Origin of the sequence: Streptomyces sp. NBC_01214, from assembly GCF_026340975.1 — a bacterium.
Classification (GTDB): Bacteria; Actinomycetota; Actinomycetes; order Streptomycetales; family Streptomycetaceae; genus Streptomyces.
In genome coordinates this window covers 553671-570058 of sequence record NZ_JAPEOS010000003.1, presented here as the reverse complement: position 1 = coordinate 570058, position 16388 = coordinate 553671, and the positions used below count along the sequence as shown (strand labels likewise).

11 protein-coding genes are annotated in these 16388 nt (G+C 70.0%); 4 read left to right on the top strand and 7 right to left on the bottom strand.

The window, feature by feature from the left end; all coding sequences use genetic code 11:
* Window positions 1-9 precede the first annotated feature (9 nt).
* From pflA to OG594_RS38760, 4 genes are all read right to left on the bottom strand, one after another.
* A complete protein-coding gene (pflA, locus tag OG594_RS38775) occupies window positions 10-738 on the bottom strand; it encodes a pyruvate formate-lyase-activating protein (RefSeq protein ID WP_266607095.1) in 729 nt (242 codons plus the stop codon).
* Window positions 735-3005 carry a formate C-acetyltransferase gene (gene pflB, locus OG594_RS38770; RefSeq protein WP_266607094.1) on the bottom strand — a complete coding sequence of 757 codons (2271 nt, stop codon included), beginning with the start codon at window positions 3003-3005 and terminating at the stop codon, window positions 735-737. Before pflB ends, pflA begins: the two co-directional genes overlap by 4 nt.
* Window positions 3006-3282: 277 nt before the next feature.
* Window positions 3283-5985, bottom strand: coding sequence for a pyruvate, phosphate dikinase (gene ppdK, locus OG594_RS38765; RefSeq protein WP_266607093.1), 2703 nt, complete (start codon window positions 5983-5985; stop codon window positions 3283-3285).
* An 82-nt stretch (window positions 5986-6067) separates the two neighbouring features.
* The gene (locus OG594_RS38760) at window positions 6068-6940 is read right to left on the bottom strand and encodes a universal stress protein (protein ID WP_266607092.1); all 873 of its coding nucleotides are present in this window, start codon (window positions 6938-6940) and stop codon (window positions 6068-6070) included.
* A 279-nt stretch (window positions 6941-7219) separates the two neighbouring features.
* Between OG594_RS38760 and OG594_RS38755 the strand changes: the two genes are divergently transcribed.
* Entirely contained in the window at window positions 7220-8092 is an 873-nt protein-coding gene (locus OG594_RS38755) for a universal stress protein (protein WP_266607091.1), read from the top strand.
* Between the two features lie 150 nt (window positions 8093-8242).
* Here the strand turns inward: OG594_RS38755 and OG594_RS38750 are convergent, their stop codons facing one another.
* The 3 genes from OG594_RS38750 to gap form a co-directional block, all read right to left on the bottom strand.
* Complete coding sequence (locus tag OG594_RS38750) at window positions 8243-8953, bottom strand: response regulator transcription factor (protein WP_030895875.1); 711 nt, start codon at window positions 8951-8953, stop codon at window positions 8243-8245.
* A gap of 188 nt (window positions 8954-9141) precedes the next feature.
* Complete coding sequence (gene adhE / locus OG594_RS38745) at window positions 9142-11799, bottom strand: bifunctional acetaldehyde-CoA/alcohol dehydrogenase (RefSeq protein ID WP_266607090.1); 2658 nt, start codon at window positions 11797-11799, stop codon at window positions 9142-9144.
* Between the two features lie 252 nt (window positions 11800-12051).
* Window positions 12052-13080, bottom strand: coding sequence for a type I glyceraldehyde-3-phosphate dehydrogenase (gene gap / locus OG594_RS38740; RefSeq protein WP_266607089.1), 1029 nt, complete (start codon window positions 13078-13080; stop codon window positions 12052-12054).
* 344 nt (window positions 13081-13424) lie between these two features.
* Between gap and OG594_RS38735 the strand changes: the two genes are divergently transcribed.
* The 3 genes from OG594_RS38735 (at window position 13425) to OG594_RS38725 (ending at window position 16233) form a co-directional block, all read left to right on the top strand.
* Window positions 13425-14111, top strand: coding sequence for a CBS domain-containing protein (locus tag OG594_RS38735; RefSeq protein WP_266607088.1), 687 nt, complete (start codon window positions 13425-13427; stop codon window positions 14109-14111).
* A gap of 305 nt (window positions 14112-14416) precedes the next feature.
* Window positions 14417-15214 carry a sigma 54 modulation/S30EA ribosomal C-terminal domain-containing protein gene (locus tag OG594_RS38730; protein ID WP_266607087.1) on the top strand — a complete coding sequence of 266 codons (798 nt, stop codon included), beginning with the start codon at window positions 14417-14419 and terminating at the stop codon, window positions 15212-15214.
* 86 nt (window positions 15215-15300) lie between these two features.
* Window positions 15301-16233 carry a universal stress protein gene (locus OG594_RS38725; protein ID WP_266607086.1) on the top strand — a complete coding sequence of 311 codons (933 nt, stop codon included), beginning with the start codon at window positions 15301-15303 and terminating at the stop codon, window positions 16231-16233.
* Window positions 16234-16388 lie beyond the last annotated feature (155 nt).

Genomic DNA, 16388 nt, shown 5'->3' with positions numbered 1-16388 from the left:
CCGGCTGGTTCAGTGTGCCCGCAAGCCGTGCGCCCGGAACTGGTCGCGAACGCGCTCGACCAGTGCGGCGTCCGGAACCGGATTGTCGCGGAGCGGGAAGGGGATGCCGAGCGAGTCGTACTTGTGGGTACCGAGTTTATGGAAAGGCAGGACGTCGACGCGGTCGACATTGTCCAGTTCCGCGAGGAAGCGGCCCAGACCATCGATGGCAGCCGGATCGTCGGTCCAGCCGGGGACCAGGACGTAGCGGATCCAGGTCGGGACGCCGAGACGGTTCAGCCGGGTGACGAAGTTGAGGGTGGGTGCAAGGTGGCCGCCGGTCAGGTGCATGTAGACGCCGGCGTCGAAGGACTTGATGTCGAGCAGGACCAGGTCGGTATCGGCCAGGAGTGCGTCGTCGGCGCGAGTGCCGAGGGCGCCGGAGGTGTCCAGTGCGGTGTGCAGGCCGAGCTCCTTGCAGCGTCGGAACACCTCGGCGGTGAAGGCGGACTGGAGCAGAGGCTCGCCCCCGGTCAGCGTCACGCCTCCACCGGCCAGGGTGGTGAACTGCCGGTACCGCTCAATGCGCCCCACCACTTCGTCCACGGTGACCGGCTGCCCGTCGCGTATGTGCCAGGTGTCGGGGTTGGCACAGTACAGGCAGCGCAGCTGACAGCCACTGAGGAAGAGAACGAAACGGGTGCCGGGCCCGTCCACGCCGGTGGACAGGTCCCAGGAGTGGATGCGGCCCGTGGTCATCGCGCACCGTGGAAGGTGCGGTTGATGACGTCGAGTTGCTGTTCGCGTGTGAGGCGGACGAAGTTGACGGCGTAGCCGGAGACGCGGATGGTCAGGTCGGGGTAGTTGTCCGGGTGTTCCATGGCGTCCTCGAGGGTGGCTCGGTCGAGGACGTTGACGTTCATGTGGAAACCGCCTGCGGCGGTGTAGGCGTCGAGGATCCCGACGAGGTGTTCCGCACGTTCGGCCGGATCGTGCCCCAGGCCCTCCGGTGTGATGGTGGACGTCAGGGAGATGCCGTCGCGGGCCTGGTCATACGGGATCTTCGCGACCGACAGCGCCGATGCCGCCATCCCGTGTCGGTCACGTCCGTTCATCGGGTTTGCGCCCGGGGCGAAAGGCGTACCCGCACGGCGGCCGTCGGGGGTGTTGCCGGTGTGCTTGCCGTAGACGACGTTGGAGGTGATGGTGAGCACCGACTGTGTGTGCTCGGCACCCCGGTAGGCCGCGTGGCGGCGCACCTTGGCCATGAAGGAGCGGACCAGGTCGACCGCGATGCGGTCGGCGCGGTCGTCGTCGTTGCCGTAGGTCGGGTAGTCGCCCGCGACGTGGTAGTCGACGGCGAGCCCGGTGGCATCCCGAATGACCCTGACACGGGCGTGCTTGATGGCCGAGAGGCTGTCGGCCGCCACGGACAGCCCAGCGATGCCACAGGCCATCGTCCGATGCACCGGGTGGTCGTGCAGGGCCATCTCGATGCGCTCGTAGGCGTACTTGTCGTGCATGTAGTGGATCACGTTGAGCGCGTTGACGTAGGTCGCGGCGAGCCAGTCCAGCGTGCGGTCGTACGCGTCGGCCACATCGGCGTAGTCGAGCTGCTCGCCGGTCAGCGGGGCCGTCGCCGGGGCGACCTGCTCGCCGTTCATCTCATCGCGGCCGCCGTTGATGGCGTACAGCAGCGCCTTGGCCAGATTCACACGGGCACCGAAGAATTGCATCTGCTTGCCCACCGCCATCGCGGAGACGCAGCAGGCGATCGCGGTGTCGTCGCCGGTGCGGGGGCGAAGGAGGTCGTCGGACTCGTACTGGATGGAGCTGGTGTCGATGGATGTTTGGGCGCAGAACTGCTTGAAGCCCGCCGGCAGTCGGGGGGACCACAACACGGTCAGGTTGGGCTCGGGGGCGGGGCCGAGGTTGTACAGGGTCTGGAGAAGGCGGAAGGACGTGCGGGTGACCAGGGGGCGGCCGTCCTCTCCGATGCCGCCGATGGACTCGGTGACCCAGGTGGGGTCGCCGGAGAACAGCGCGTCGTACTCCGGTGTGCGCAGGAACCGCACGATCCGCAGCTTGATCACGAAGTCGTCGATGAGTTCCTGGGCGCGGCTCTCGTCGATTTTTCCTTCGTCGAGGTCACGCTGGAGGTAGACGTCCAGGAAGGTGGAGGTGCGGCCCAGGGACATCGCCGCGCCGTTCTGCTCCTTCACGGCGGCGAGGAAGCCGAGGTAGAGCCATTGGATGGCCTCGTGCGCGGTGGCTGCGGGACGGGACACGTCGCAGCCGTAAGAGGTGGCCATCCGTTCCAGCTCGCCCAGTGCCCTGATCTGCTCGGCCAGTTCCTCGCGGTCGCGGATCACGTCGGCCGTGGACGGTGTCTCGTCCAGCCGGATCCGCTCGGCTCGCTTGGCCTCGATCAGCCGGGCGGTTCCGTACAGCGCGACACGACGGTAGTCGCCGATGATGCGGCCTCGCCCGTAGGCGTCTGGCAGGCCGGTGATGATGCCGGCCCTGCGGGCGCCCAGCATTTCGGGGGTGTAGGCGTCGAAGACACCGTCGTTGTGGGTCTTGCGGTATGTGCCGAAGACCTTGGTGACGAACGGATCCGGTTCGAAGCCGTACGCGCGCAGCGCGTTGTCCACCATCCGCAGCCCGCCGTTGGGCATGATCGCCCGCTTCAGCGGAGCATCGGTCTGCAATCCGACGATCAGTTCCCGGTCGCGGTCGATGTAGCCGGGCGCGTGGGAGGTGATGGTGGACGGCATGGCGGTGTCCACGTCGAGCACACCCTTGCGGCGCTCCTCCGGGAAGAGCGCGGTGACGGTCTTCCACACGGTGCGGGTGCGCTCCGTGGGACCGGCCAGGAATGCGGCATCGCCTTCGTAGGGCGTGTAGTTGGCCTGGATGAAGGAACGGACGCCGATGTGTCGCTGCCACTCCTCGCCGGTGAAACCACGCCACGACCGGGTGACGAGGGGGCTGTGGTCGGCAGAGTGCTGGACGGTCACGGTCATGTCGTCATCTCCTGGGCCGGGGCGGAGGCGAGGTGGGCGATCGCCCTTTCTCACTGCTGATGGTTCCCGTCGGCTGTGTCGCCGGCCAGGGTCGAAGAGGCAAGGCGGAGCCCGCTGACCGGCCCCGGTGAGCGGGGCGGAGAGGGCCTGTGGTCCCGTCGAGGCGAGGGACCATGGGCCCTCCCGCAGAGCGTCACGAGCCCTACCCGGCAGCCGCGGCGGGTACGAGTGCATGACGACGCGGCTCTCCGCGCGCCCGGGCAGCACGGTGCGGGGGCTATGCGCTCGCGTCGGTGCCGTTCGCTTCCAGGGCTGCCCGGCCGGCCTCAAGGCGGGCGACCGGGACACGGAAGGGCGAGCAGGAGACGTAGTCCAGCCCGGCCCCGTGGAAGAAGTGGACCGAAGCGGGGTCCCCTCCATGCTCCCCGCACACGCCGATCTTCAGGTCCGGGCGAGCTGCCCGGCCCTCCTCGACCGCGATCCGCACCAGCCGGCCGACGCCTTCACGGTCGATCGTCTCGAACGGGGAGACGGGGAAGACGCCCTTGTCGAGGTACGCGGAGAAGAACGCGGCTTCGACGTCGTCGCGGGAGAAGCCCCAGGTGGTCTGTGTCAGGTCGTTCGTGCCGAAGGAGAAGAACGCCGCCTCCTTCGCGATCCGGCCGGCGGTGAGAGCCGCCCTGGGCAGTTCGATCATGGTTCCTACCGGGCAGGTGACGTCGACGCCGGTCTCTTGCGAAACCTCTGCCAGGACCCGGTCCACTTCCTCCCGTACGAGGTGGAGCTCCTCGACCGCGTCCACCAGCGGGACCATGATCTCCGCCCGAGGGTCGCCGCCCGCACGCCTGCGCGCGACGACGGCCTCCGCGAGGGCCCGTACCTGCATGGCCACCAGCCCCGGCACCACCAGCCCCAGGCGCACACCACGCAGGCCGAGCATCGGGTTCTCCTCGTGCATGCGCGTAACGGCCGCCAGGAGTTCGCTGTCGTGCGGATCGGCCGGTGTGCCGAGCGCTTCGCCGCGTGCGAGACGGACGGCGAGTTCCGTGCGGTCCGGCAGAAACTCGTGAAGTGGCGGGTCGAGCAGCCGGACGGTGACCGGCAGGCCGTCCATCGCTTCGAGGATGCCGATGAAGTCGTGCCTCTGGAGCGGCAGCAGCACCGCGAGTGCCGCCTCTCGTTCGGTGTCGCCGTGCGCGAGGATCATCGCCTCGACCAGGGGGCGCCGGTCGCCGAGGAACATGTGCTCGGTACGGCACAGGCCGATCCCCTGGGCACCGAAGCGACGGGCGCGAGCCGCGTCCTCGGGGGTGTCCGCGTTCGCCCTGACCTCCAGGCCCCGCACGGCGTCCGCCTGCCGCATGAGCCGGTGCACATCACGCACCGGCTGCCGGGCCGTGCCGTCGGCCGGCAGCACGCCGCCCTCCTCGAAGTACCGCATGACGTCGGAGTCGACCAGGGGTACGGAGCCGAGGCGCACCACGCCTTCCGACCCGTCGACGGAGACGACCGTGCCTTCGGGGACCGTCACGCCACCGGCGCTGAAGCGCCGCTCCCGGGTGTCCACGACGATGCCCTCCGCCCCGCACACGCACACCTTGCCCATGCCGCGCGCGACGACCGCGGCGTGGCTGGTCTTCCCGCCCCGGCTGGTGAGCACCGCCTGGGCAGCGACCATGCCCGGCAGGTCGTCGGGCGTCGTCTCCTGACGTACGAGAACGACCTTCTCGCCGGCGGCCGCCCTGCGGACCGCTTCCGCGGAATCGAACACGACGGCGCCCACGGCCGCTCCCGGTGAGGCGGGCACGCCCCGCGCGATGACCTCGCTCGAGTCCGTGGTGGCGAAGCGGGGGAACATCAGCCGTGCGAGCGCCTCGCCGCCGACCCGACCCAGCGCCTCCCGCTCGCTGATCAGTCCTTCGTCGGCGAGCTGGGAGGCGATGGCGAAGGCGGCCTGGGCCGTGCGCTTGCCGATGCGGGTCTGGAGCATCCACAGTGTGCCGCGTTCGATGGTGAACTCGATGTCGCACAGATCGCGGTAGTGGGCCTCCAGCCGGTCCATGTAGCTGCGCAGCCGCGCGAACGACGCAGGGTCGAGACCGGCCAAGTCCTGGAGGGGCACGGTGTTGCGGATGCCGGCGACGACGTCTTCCCCTTGGGCGTTGGGCAGGTAGTCGCCGTAGACGCCCGGTCGGCCGGTCGCCGGATCCCGGGTGAAGGCGACGCCGCTGCCTGAGTCCGGACCGAGATTGCCGAAGACCATGGTCTGGATGTTGACCGCGGTGCCCAGATCGTCCGGAATGTGCTCGCGCCGGCGGTACAGGCGTGCGCGGTCGCCGTTCCAAGAGGTGAAGACGGCGAGTACCGCCCGCCGGAGTTGCTCGGCCGGATCCTGCGGGAATTCCTCCCCGGTCCGCTCTTGGATCAGGTCCTTGAAGGTCTCGACGATCCGGATGAGGTCGCAGGTGTCCAACTGCGTGTCGTCGCCCCGGCTGTGTTGCTGCTTGACGGCGGCGAGCGCCGCCTCGAAGTGGGAGCCGTCGACGCCCATGACCGTACTGCCGAACATCTGCACGAGGCGCCGGTAGGAGTCCCAGGCGAAGCGTTCGCGCTCGGGGGTCTTGGCCAGGCCCAGGACCGAGAGATCGTTCAGCCCGATGTCGAGGATGGTCTCCATCATGCCCGGCATCGAGAACCTCGCCCCCGAGCGGACGGAGAGCAGGAGCGGGTCGTCCACCTGGCCGAGCCGCTTCCCGGCGGCTCGTTCCAGCGCCGCGAGATGCTCGCCGATCTGCCGGTCGAGGCCGTCCGGAGCCTGCCCCGTGGCGAGGAAGATCCGGCAGGCTTCGGTGGTGACGGTGAAGCCGGGCGGCACGGGCAGGCCCATGCGCGCCATCTCCGCGAGGTTCGCTCCCTTGCCTCCCAGGAGACCGGCCATGTCCCGGCCGCCCTCGGAGAAGTCGTACACATAGGTGGTCATGGCTGCTCGCCTGTCTCTTCGGTGGATGTCGGGTCCCGGGAAGCGCGGCGGCATGCCGCACGGTAGCGGCCGGTTCGGTCGGTCAGTCGTGCGGCACGACCGTGACGGGAGCCAGGGAGTGGTGGATGACGGCGTGGGTGACGGCCCCGATGTGCGTGCCGATCCGCGCACGCCGGTTCCGGCGACCTACCACGACCAGCCGGGCCCCTCGCGAGGCTTCCGCGAGGTCCTGCGCCGGCTGGCCCTGGCGGCATTCACGGACGACGGAAACACCGGGGTACTTCTCCGTCCACGGGGCCAGCGCCTCGTCGAGCGCCCGGCGCGCGTCCTGCGCGACTTCCGCCCACATCAGTTGCAGGGCGGCGCCCATGTCGGCTCCGTAGAGCGACGGAACGGCCCAGGTGTGCAGTACCCGCAGACCGCAGCCGTACCGGTCGGCCGCCGCGAAGCCGAAGGCGAGCACCTCGTCGCCGGGTGCGGACACGTCCAGGCCGACCACGACCTCTCCGGCCGGCCCGTCCTCCCCCGCAGCCGGGCCGTTGTGCGGGCGGACCAGGACGACCGGGCGCCGGGTGCGGGCGAGCACGGCCAGCGACACGGACCCAGCGAGGAAGCCGGCCAACCCGCCCAGGCCACGGGAGCCGAGCACCAGCAGCTCCGCCTCGTCCGCGGCGGCACACAGCTCCTCCACCGGGTCACCACAGACCCACTGCGTCTCGGTCAGCAGACCCGGGTGGCGCCGGCGCAGTCGCCTCTCCGCCGTACCGAGCGCCCGCTCACCCCACCCCTGGGCGGTCACCGGGTCCACCAGGCGCGTGCGCCGGCCGTCGTTCTTGCTCCAGACCTGGAGAAGCCGCAGCGGCACCGCGCGGCACACTGCCTCCCTGGCCGCCCAGTCCACGGCGGCGAGGCTTTCACGGGATCCGTCGAAGCCGACGGTGACACTGCGGGACATGAACGGCTCCTCGGGAGAACGGGGAAGGGCCTTGCATCTCCACAGTGGCCCGCCACGACACGCCCGCAGAGGGGCCACAGGTCCCTGCTGCGGGACCTGCGGCCCCACAGGACCGCACCCGGCCGGGCGGCGGGCAGGGATCGTGGCCGAACGGCGGGGACGCAGGGCCAAGTGGCCCACTGCCGACGGCGCCCGCCTCGCCGATGCTGGGGAGGAGAAGAAAGGGGCGGCCTGGACGGCCCGGCCGTGCCCGTCGAACCATAGGAAGGTAGTCCCCCCATGACCCGCGCTATCACTGTCGGAGTGGACGGATCAGAGGCGAGCCTGGCAGCGGCCGACTGGGCGGCACACGAGGCCGAGATCCGCAAGGTCCCGCTGCGCATCGTGCACGCCTGGCTGTGGCATCCGCTGGACGTACCCGTCGTCCAGGACGAGGAGGCCCAGGCCAAGTCCGCCAACGCCGTGCTGCGTCAAGCCGAGAGGCACGTGGCCGGGCGGTACCCGGACCTGACCGTCACCGCTGAAGTGGTGCACGACACTGCGGTCGCCTCACTGCTCCGTGAGGCGGAACGGTCCGACATCCTGGTGCTCGGTTCGCGCGGGCACGGCGCCCTGATGGGCTTCCTGCTGGGCTCGTACGGACAGCAGGTGATCGCCTCCTCGACCCGGCCAGTGGTGTCCGTCCGGACTCGGGACGAGAGGTCGCTTCCCGCGGAAGGCAGCGAGATCGTCGTGGGCCAACAGGGCACGCCCGAGGAGTGCGACGCGGTGCTCGGGTTCGCCTTCGAGGCCGCAGCCGCACGCGGCGCCGCCGTTCGAGCGGTACGGGCCTGGAGCTTGCCACCCGTCTACGCCTACGGGGCGGGCTCGATGCGCCTGGTCGACGAAGCCGGAGGACTGGAGCCGTTCGAGAAGAAGGCGCTGGCTCAGGCACTCGCTCCGTGGCGCGCACGGTACCCCGATGTGCCGGTCGTCGAGCACGTCGAGATCGGGAGCGGCGGGCAGGTGCTGCTGTCGGCCGCTTCGAACGCGCAGTTGCTCGTGGTCGGCCGCCGGGCACGCCACACGCCTGTCGGTACCCGTATCGGGTCGGTCGCCCACGCCGCGCTGCACCACGCCCGCTGCCCCGTAGCTGTCGTGCCGCACGCCTGACGTCCCCGCCCCGCGCCGGGGACGGCCCCGGCCGGCCTCTCCGGCAGACATGCGGAAGCGGCCCGGCCCGACGTCCGAGAAGGACGCCGGGCCGGGCCGCTCAGCCGTTTCGCGGGCGCGTGAACCTGCGCTCAGATCCTGGGACAGCCGTCACACCTTGCCGAGCCGCCCGCTCTGGTCTCCCTGGGCGGCCAGAGCCTGCGTGGCGATGACGGCGGCCTGCACTCGCCGTTCGACGCCCAGTTTGGCGAGCAGCCGGGAGATGTTGTTCTTGACCGTCTTCTCCGCCAGGTACAGCCGCTGACCGATCTCACGATTGGTCAGCCCTTCCCCGACCAGGGCAAGAATCTCACGCTCGCGCTCCGTCAGGCCGGGCAGACCCTGCGGAAGCTCCTCCTGCGGAGGTCCGCCGCGCAGCCGGGCCATCACCCGCGCCGTGGCGCCGGGGTCCAGCATGGACTGGCCGGAGGCGACCGTCCGCACGGCGTTCACCAGGTCGGTCCCGGTGATCTGCTTGAGCACGTATCCGGACGCGCCTGCCATGATCGCGTCGAGCAGCGCCTCCTCGTCGTCGAATGACGTCAGCATCAGGCAGGCGAGGTCGGGCATTCGGGAGCGCAGCTCCCTGCAGACACTCACGCCGTCCCCGTCCGGCAGGCGCACATCCAGTACGGCGACCTGCGGGCGCAGCGCGGGCACACGGACGAGCGCCTGCTCGACCGTGCCCGCCTCCCCTACCACGGTCAGGTCCGGCTCGGCGTCCAGCAGATCGTGCACACCACGGCGCACGACCTCGTGATCGTCGAGGAGGAAGACCCTGACCGGTTCCTTCCCGGTGAGGCCGCCGCTGCTGTCCGTCATCGCACACTCCGAGTTCGCCGAATCTTCCGCCCGCCGGCGGATCCACTGCATCGTGCCGTGCGAGCGGGACCTTCGGCCAGGGCCGGATGGCCCTCATACGCGGCCGCGCCCCAGATGGCTGCCCTGGACCCCGGGTCCCACACGGTCGCGGCGGCCCGCCCGCAGAGCGGCCGCCGCCCTACGCGCGGTCAGAAAGAGGGAAGGGGCCGCGGCCCTGCATAGTAGGCCGTGCGCATGATGTCCTCCATGTCGTCCAGCATCGGCATGCGCGGGTTGGCCGGGGCGCACTGGTCCTCATAGGCGTTCAGTGCCTGCTGCGGCAGCGCGCCGATGAAGGCGGTTTCGTCGAGGCCCAGGGCGCGGAAGGACGGTTCGATGCCCACGGCGTCCCGCAGGCGTTCCACCGCGGCAGCGTACGAGGCCACGCCCTCGGCGGGGGTGGATGCCGGGAGCCCGAGGGCACGGGCAATGTCCTGGAACCGCTCGGGCGCGCGGTAGCTCTCGTACTTGGGCCATCCCGTCAGCTTGCCGGGAACGGTGCCGTTGTAGCGGATCACGTGCGGCAGGAGGATCGCGTTGGTCCGCCCGTGGGCGATGTGGAAGGTGGCGCCCAGGGTGTGGGACATCGCGTGGACGATGCCGAGGAAGGCGTTGCCGAAGGCCATGCCGGCGATGGTGCCCGCGTTGTGCATCTTCTCCCGTGCCACGCTCCGCCGTGCCGCCTCGCCGGTGACCGCCGCCTCGAGGTGGTCGAAGATCAGCCTGATGGCGTGCAGCGCCAGACCGTCGGTGAAGTCGTTGGCATAGACGGAGACGTACGCCTCGGTGGCATGGGTGAGGGCGTCGAAGCCGCTGTCGGCCGCGAGCGACGCCGGCAGGTCGTTGGTCAGGACGGGATCGATGATCGCGACGCTGGGGGTCAGGGCGTAGTCGGCCAGCGGGTACTTCTTGCCGGTCGCCGGGTCGGAGATCACGGCGAAGGGGGTGACCTCGGCGCCGGTTCCCGAGGTGGTGGGGACGCAGACGAGACGGGCCTGCTTGCCGAGCACGGGGAAGCGGAAGGCCCGCTTACGGATGTCGGAGAACTTCTGCCGCATGTCGGCGAAGTCGACGTCCGGCTGTTCGTACAGCAGCCACATCACCTTCGCCGCGTCCATGGGGGATCCGCCACCCAGGGCGATGATGGTGTCCGGCCGGAAGTCGCGCATGAGGGCGGCGCCACGCTGTACGGAGTCGATGCTCGGCTCCGGCTCGACGTCGTCGATGACCTGGATGGTCACGGGTTTCTGCCGCTGTTGCAGGACACGGCTCACGCGCTCCACGTAACCGAGACGGGTCATGGTCGCGTCGGTGACCACGGTGACGCGGTGGACCTCGGGCATCGCGGCGAGGTAGCGGATGGCCTGAGGCTCGAAGTAGATCTTCGGCGGCACCTTGAACCACTGCATGTTGTTCTGCCGGGCGGTGACGCGCTTGATGTTGAGCAGCTGGGCGGCCGAGACGTTGTCCGAGACCGAAGTACTGCCCCAGGAACCGCAGCCCAGGGTCAGGGACGGAACCAGACGGTTGTAGATGCCGCCGATCGCTCCCTGCGAGGACGGCGAGTTGACGATGATCCGTACGGTCTTCATACGACGGCCGTAGCGCTCGGCGAGGGCCGGGTCCCCGGTGTGGATCACCGCGCTGTGTCCTTGCCCGTGGAAGTCGACCATGTCGGCCGCGAGATCGAAGCCCTCCTCGGTGGACGCTGCCCGCAGCACGGTGAGGACGGGGCAGAGCTTCTCCCGCGTCAGCGGCTCGTCGGGCCCGACGTGGCTCGCCTCGGCCAGGATGAGCGAGGTGTCCGCAGGTACGGTGAACCCGGCCTGCTCGGCGATCCGGTCGGGGCTCTGTCCGACGGCTGCCGGGTTGACGCGGCCCTGTCGGCCAGCCGCGTCGGGCGGAAAGAGGTAGGTCTCCAGCTTCCGCTTCTCCTCGGCCGTGGCGACGTACGCGTGCAGGCGCCGGAATTCGGCGAGCGCCTCGTCGTACACGTCGGTGTCCAGGATGACCGCCTGCTCGGACGCGCAGATCATGCCGTTGTCGAAGGACTTGGACAGGACGAGGTCGTTGACCGCCCGGCGCAGGTCCGCGCTGTGGTGCACGTAGGCTGGCACGTTGCCGGCGCCGACGCCGACGGCGGGCTTGCCGGCCGAGTAGGCGGCCTTGACCATGGCGTTGCCGCCGGTCGCCAGGATCAGCGCGACGCCTGGGTGTCGCATGAGGAGGCTCGTGGCCTCGATGGAGGGAGCCTCGATCCACTGCACGCAATGCTCGGGCGCTCCGGCGGCGACGGCGGCGTCCCGCACGATGCGTGCGGCTTCGGTGCTGCATGCCTGCGCGGAGGGGTGGAAGGCGAACACGACGGGGTTGCGTGTCTTCAGCGCCAGCAACGCCTTGAAGATGGTGGTGGAGGTCGGGTTGGTGACGGGCGTGACCGCGCAGAGCACACCGACGGGTTCGGCGATCTCGATGATGCCCTCGATGTCGTCGCGGCCGATGACGCCGACCGTCCTCGCCCGGGACATGCTGTGGGTGACGTGCTCGCAGGCGAACATGTTCTTCGCCGCCTTGTCCTCGAAGACACCCCGCCCGGTCTCCTCCACCGCCGAGCGCGCCAGGGCGGTGTGCTGATCCAGGGCGGCCACCGACGCCTTGGCAACGATGTGGTCGACCTGCTCCTGCGTGAAGGACTCGAAGTCGGCGAGCGCCTTGGAGGCGTTGTCGACCAGGAGGTTCACGGCGATGAGCGTGTCCGACGGGGTACCGTCGATGGTGGTGCGGGGGTCGCTGGTCGCCTGTGTCATGGAAAGCTCCCTGGGTGTGGGTGGCACTGTGGCCACACATGGCCGGCCACCGGGGTGGCCACCCGTTCCGTTCCGTCCTGTCACCTACAGCCTTGCCCGGGACGCGTCCTCGGCTGAGGTCCCGAAGGTCCCTCGACGGGGCCCGATGGTCTCCGGCTGATGTGGCTGCAGCAGTGGCAGCACAGCGGCTTGCGCCACCACCACCTGGCCTTCCGTGCCTCTACGGCGTCCGCTGCCCGGGCTGCCGCCGGCTCACCGGGCGTCGAGCAGCGTGGCGACGTACTGGGTCAGGTCGACGAGACGGTTGGTGTAGCCCCACTCGTTGTCGTACCAGCTGAAGACCTTGACCAGGTTGCCGTTGGCCTGAGTCAGCGGGGCGTCCACGATGCACGAGGCGGGGTCGCCGACGATGTCGCGCGAGACGATCGGGGCATCGCTCACCCTCAGGACGCCCTTCAGCGGTCCCTCGGCGGCTTCCCGGAAAGCGTCGTTGACGTCCTGTGCGGACACCTGCCGTGCCAGCACCAGGCTGAGGTCGGTCAGCGAGCCGTCCTCGACCGGCACGCGCACGGCGATGCCATCCAGGGTGCCCGCGAGTTCGGGGAGCACCAGGCCGACGGCGCGGGCGGCGCCGGTGCTGGTCGGGATGATGTTCACTGCGGCCGTACGGCCGCGGCGCAGGTCCTTGTGCGGGCCGTCGAGCACGACCTGGTCGTTGGTGTAGCCGTGGATGGTGGTCATCAGTCCCTTGACGATGCCGAAGCGCTCACTGAGGACCTTCATCATGGGGGCCACGCAGTTGGTGGTGCAGGACGCGTTGGAGATCACGTGGTCGACGCGCGGGTCGTACGCGGACTCGTTGACGCCCATGACGATGGTGGCGTCGACGCTCTTGCCGGGGACGGACAGCAGCACCTTGCGTGCTCCTGCCGTCAGGTGCCGGCCGGCTTCCTCCCTGGTGCGGAAGCGGCCGGTGGCCTCGATGACGACGTCCACGCCGAGCGCGTCCCACCGGAGGTCGGCGGGGTCGCGCCGGGACGTGACCGCGATGCGGTGACCGTCCACCGTGATGGATTCGCCGTCGTGATCAACGGTGCGGTGGAGTCGGCCGTAGGTGGAGTCGTAGGTGAGCAGATGGGCCAGCGCAGCTGGAGAGGTGAGGTCGTTGACGGCCACCACCTCGATGGGGGTGCCGTTGCTCGTCTCCGCGCGTTCCATGACGCAGCGCAGGTAGTTCCGGCCGATGCGTCCGAAGCCGTTGATTCCGATGCGTACGGTCATTTCCGCCGCCCCTTCCCTTGGGTGCCGATGCGAGTGGTGCCAGCCTGGGGGGCGTGTCGCGCCGCGGGCAGGGGTCGAACGGGGTGCACGCCAGGGCCGTTGGGCCCTCTCCCCGGCGGGCCCCGCCCGGCCCGGCCTGTCACGGGCCGAACGGCCCGGCGTGCGGGTCCTGACCGGTTCTGTCCCCCGGCCGTCCTCCGCCCCACTCTGGAAGCAACGGCAAGCATGAGGAGCAGACGAACCCGGGGCTTCCCGGCCCCCGGCGCGCTGAGCACAGCGGTCGGCGGGCAGTCAGAGGTCGGGGCGCCATCGGCGGTATCCGGAAACCTGCGAGACGAGTGGAGATGAGCACCGTGGCCGAAGAACGGACGGTGGGCCAAGTCATGACCAGCGAGGTGGTCCAGGCCCGCCCGGACACCTCCTTCGAAGAACTGGCTCGCATGCTCATCGCCCATCGGATCGGCGGGCTGCCGGTGGTGGATGACGACGACAAGGTCATGGGCGTCGTCTCACGGAAAGACCTTGCCAGGCAACAGGGCTGTCTCGGCCGGCACGACTCCGGGCGGCATCGGATGGCACACACACCACGGCGACCGGCCGACGCCCACTCCGTCGCGGGACTCGCCCTGGCGGCAAGCGAGCTGATGACCAGCCCGGCTGTAACCGTGCATCCCGAACAGCGCGTCGCCGACGCCGCGCGCATCATGGAACGTCGCCACGTCGACCGGTTGCCGGTGGTGGACGAGGAGGACCGTCTGATCGGCATCACCACGCGACGTGATCTGCTGCGCGTCTTCCTGAGGACGGACGAGGAGATCCTCGCGGACGTCGCCGATGCTGTCTCCGGACGGGCGCCGGCCGCCCATCGCATCGACGGGCTCCGCATCGACGTTCGCGACGGGATGGTCACCATGGTGGGATCATCCGAACCTGCCCTCGATACAGCGGCGTTGATCAGGGTCACGTGGCGCGTGGACGGTGTGGTGGGTGTGGTGAACCGGCTGACAACCGGCCGCGAGAGCGATCACTGACAACAGGGCGGGACACCACGGGCTCTTCCGTCGGTTGAGCGGCCGCGGTCACCGCGGCCGGTCGCGGCGACCTGGAGCCGCCGACCCGAGCCGTGCTGTCGGTCCGGCACGTCACGCGATCTCGGGCCGGGGCTCGTCGGCTTACCCGTCTCTGGGTCTGTAGGCCGAACGGCCTTGCCGGGCCGACCGCAAGTCCCTGGTTCTCGGGTGGTGTCGGTACCAGTGGCGCCGTGGCGGGGTCCGGACGGCTCTGCCCGGGAGCGGCTGCCGGCAGACAGGCTGGAAGGGATCGAGGAGGAGTTCTCATGAGCGGTCTCAAGACCAGCCGGACAGTCGACGTTCAGGTCCGCAACCGAGGGCAGGTGCCCGATGGCGCGGACGTGTACGCCCAGGGAAAGATGCTCGCGGTGATCGGCGACGTGCGCGGACCCGTGCTGACCGTGCGGGTGAAGCTCACGCAATCCGTCAACACTTCGGCAAACCGTCCGGCCACGGCTCAGGCCGTGGTGGACGTCAACGGCCGGATAGTACGCGCCCACGTGGCCGCGAACAGCATGTTCGAAGCGGTCGACCTCCTGCAGGAGCGCCTGGCTGCCCGGCTCACCCGGCCACGGCGGTATGCGGCGGGCGGCCCCCACCGCAACGGCGCGCACAGCCGGACATCGCGGGACGGCGCAGGGCACGACCACCGTCCGCACCGGCATCACGTTCCGGCCGAAGAGCGCCGGATCGTGCGGCACAAGTCCTTCAGCCTGGTCCATCAGACGCCTGAGGACGCCGTGATCGACCTGGAAGCCATGGACCACGACTTCTGGCTTTTCACGGACCTGGCCTCCGGGCGCGACAGCGTCGTCTACCGCGACGTCCGTACCGGGCGGCATCGCATGGCTTCGCTGGGACCTCTGAGTCAGGAACGGGAGGTTGACGGTCTGCTCGGCGTGAGCACGGTTCCCGTGCCGACGAGCAGTGTGACCGAGGCCGTTTCACGGTTGCACCTCACCGGGCTGCCCTTCGTCTTCTTCAACGACACGGCCACCGGCCGGGGCTGCGTCCTCTACCACCGCTACGACGGCCACTACGGGCTGATCACTCCGTCCCGGTAACACGTTCCAGGCGACGCCGCGCGCCCGGCCGCCGGTCCCCGGACCAGTGCCGCAAACCACCCGAAGACCCCTCACCCGGAGGAATCATGTCACGTACCGTCATCGCCGCTGTGGACGGCTCGGCCGAGTCGCTGGCCGCCGCGGACTGGGCCGCCCACGAGGCACAGCTGCGCCGTCTGCCCCTGCACCTCCTGCACGTCTGGCAGGACTGGTCACGGGCCTTCGCCCACGCCCCGTTCACCGGCCTGGACACCACGCCCTGTGAGGGGGCGACCGCCACACAGCACTACGCCGAGCAGGTCACCCACGACGCGTCCGACCGGCTGCGGGCGGCGCACCCCGGCCTGGACATCACCGTCGAACAGGTGCACGGCCGCCCCGCGGAGGTGTTGCTGTCCGCCGCAGAGAAGGCGGAAGTCCTGGTCGTGGGTTCACGAGGGCTGGGTGGCCTGGCCGGCTTCCTGACCGGATCGGTGTCCCTGCCCGTCATCGCGCACGCCGAGCGCCCGGTCGTCGCCGTACGGGCCGGGGAACGGGCCGAGTGTGAACCGCTCCCCGGGACGAACGACCACGGGGACCGCACGGGGCAGTGCCTCGACGTGGTGCTCGGCCTCGACCTCTCCAGGCCGTGCGACGAGCTGCTCGCATACGCCTTCGAAGCCGCCGCTGCCCGAGCGGCCACCCTGCGGGTCGTGCACGGCTGGAGCGTACCGGTGGTCGAAGGGTACGACCCTGCGGCGGCCGACCCCGGCCACGGCGTCGCGCTGGGACTGCGCGAGGCAAGCGCACTCACCGACGTACTGCGGTCGTGGCGCGGCAAGTTCCCCCAGGTCGAGGTCAAGGAGCAGTGCCTGGTGGGACGGCCCGCGGGCCACCTTGTGGAAGCGTCGAAGGAAGCCTCGCTGCTGATCGTCGGACGGCGCATACGCCGGGCGGCGGTCGGAGCACACATCGGCCCGGTCACCCACGCAGTGCTGCACCACGCCACGACGCCCGTGGCAGTCGTCCCTCATCTCTGATCGTCGCGGGCCTCACCGAGGACGGATACGCCCCGGCTGCGGTCCCCCGACGGACGCCATCGCCCCTTGACACCAGGAGCCCTCGTCGCGTAGCTGCGCGACGAGGGCTCCTGGTGTGCTGCGACCGCAGTGGTCGGTGCGTTGCTTGTCGTACC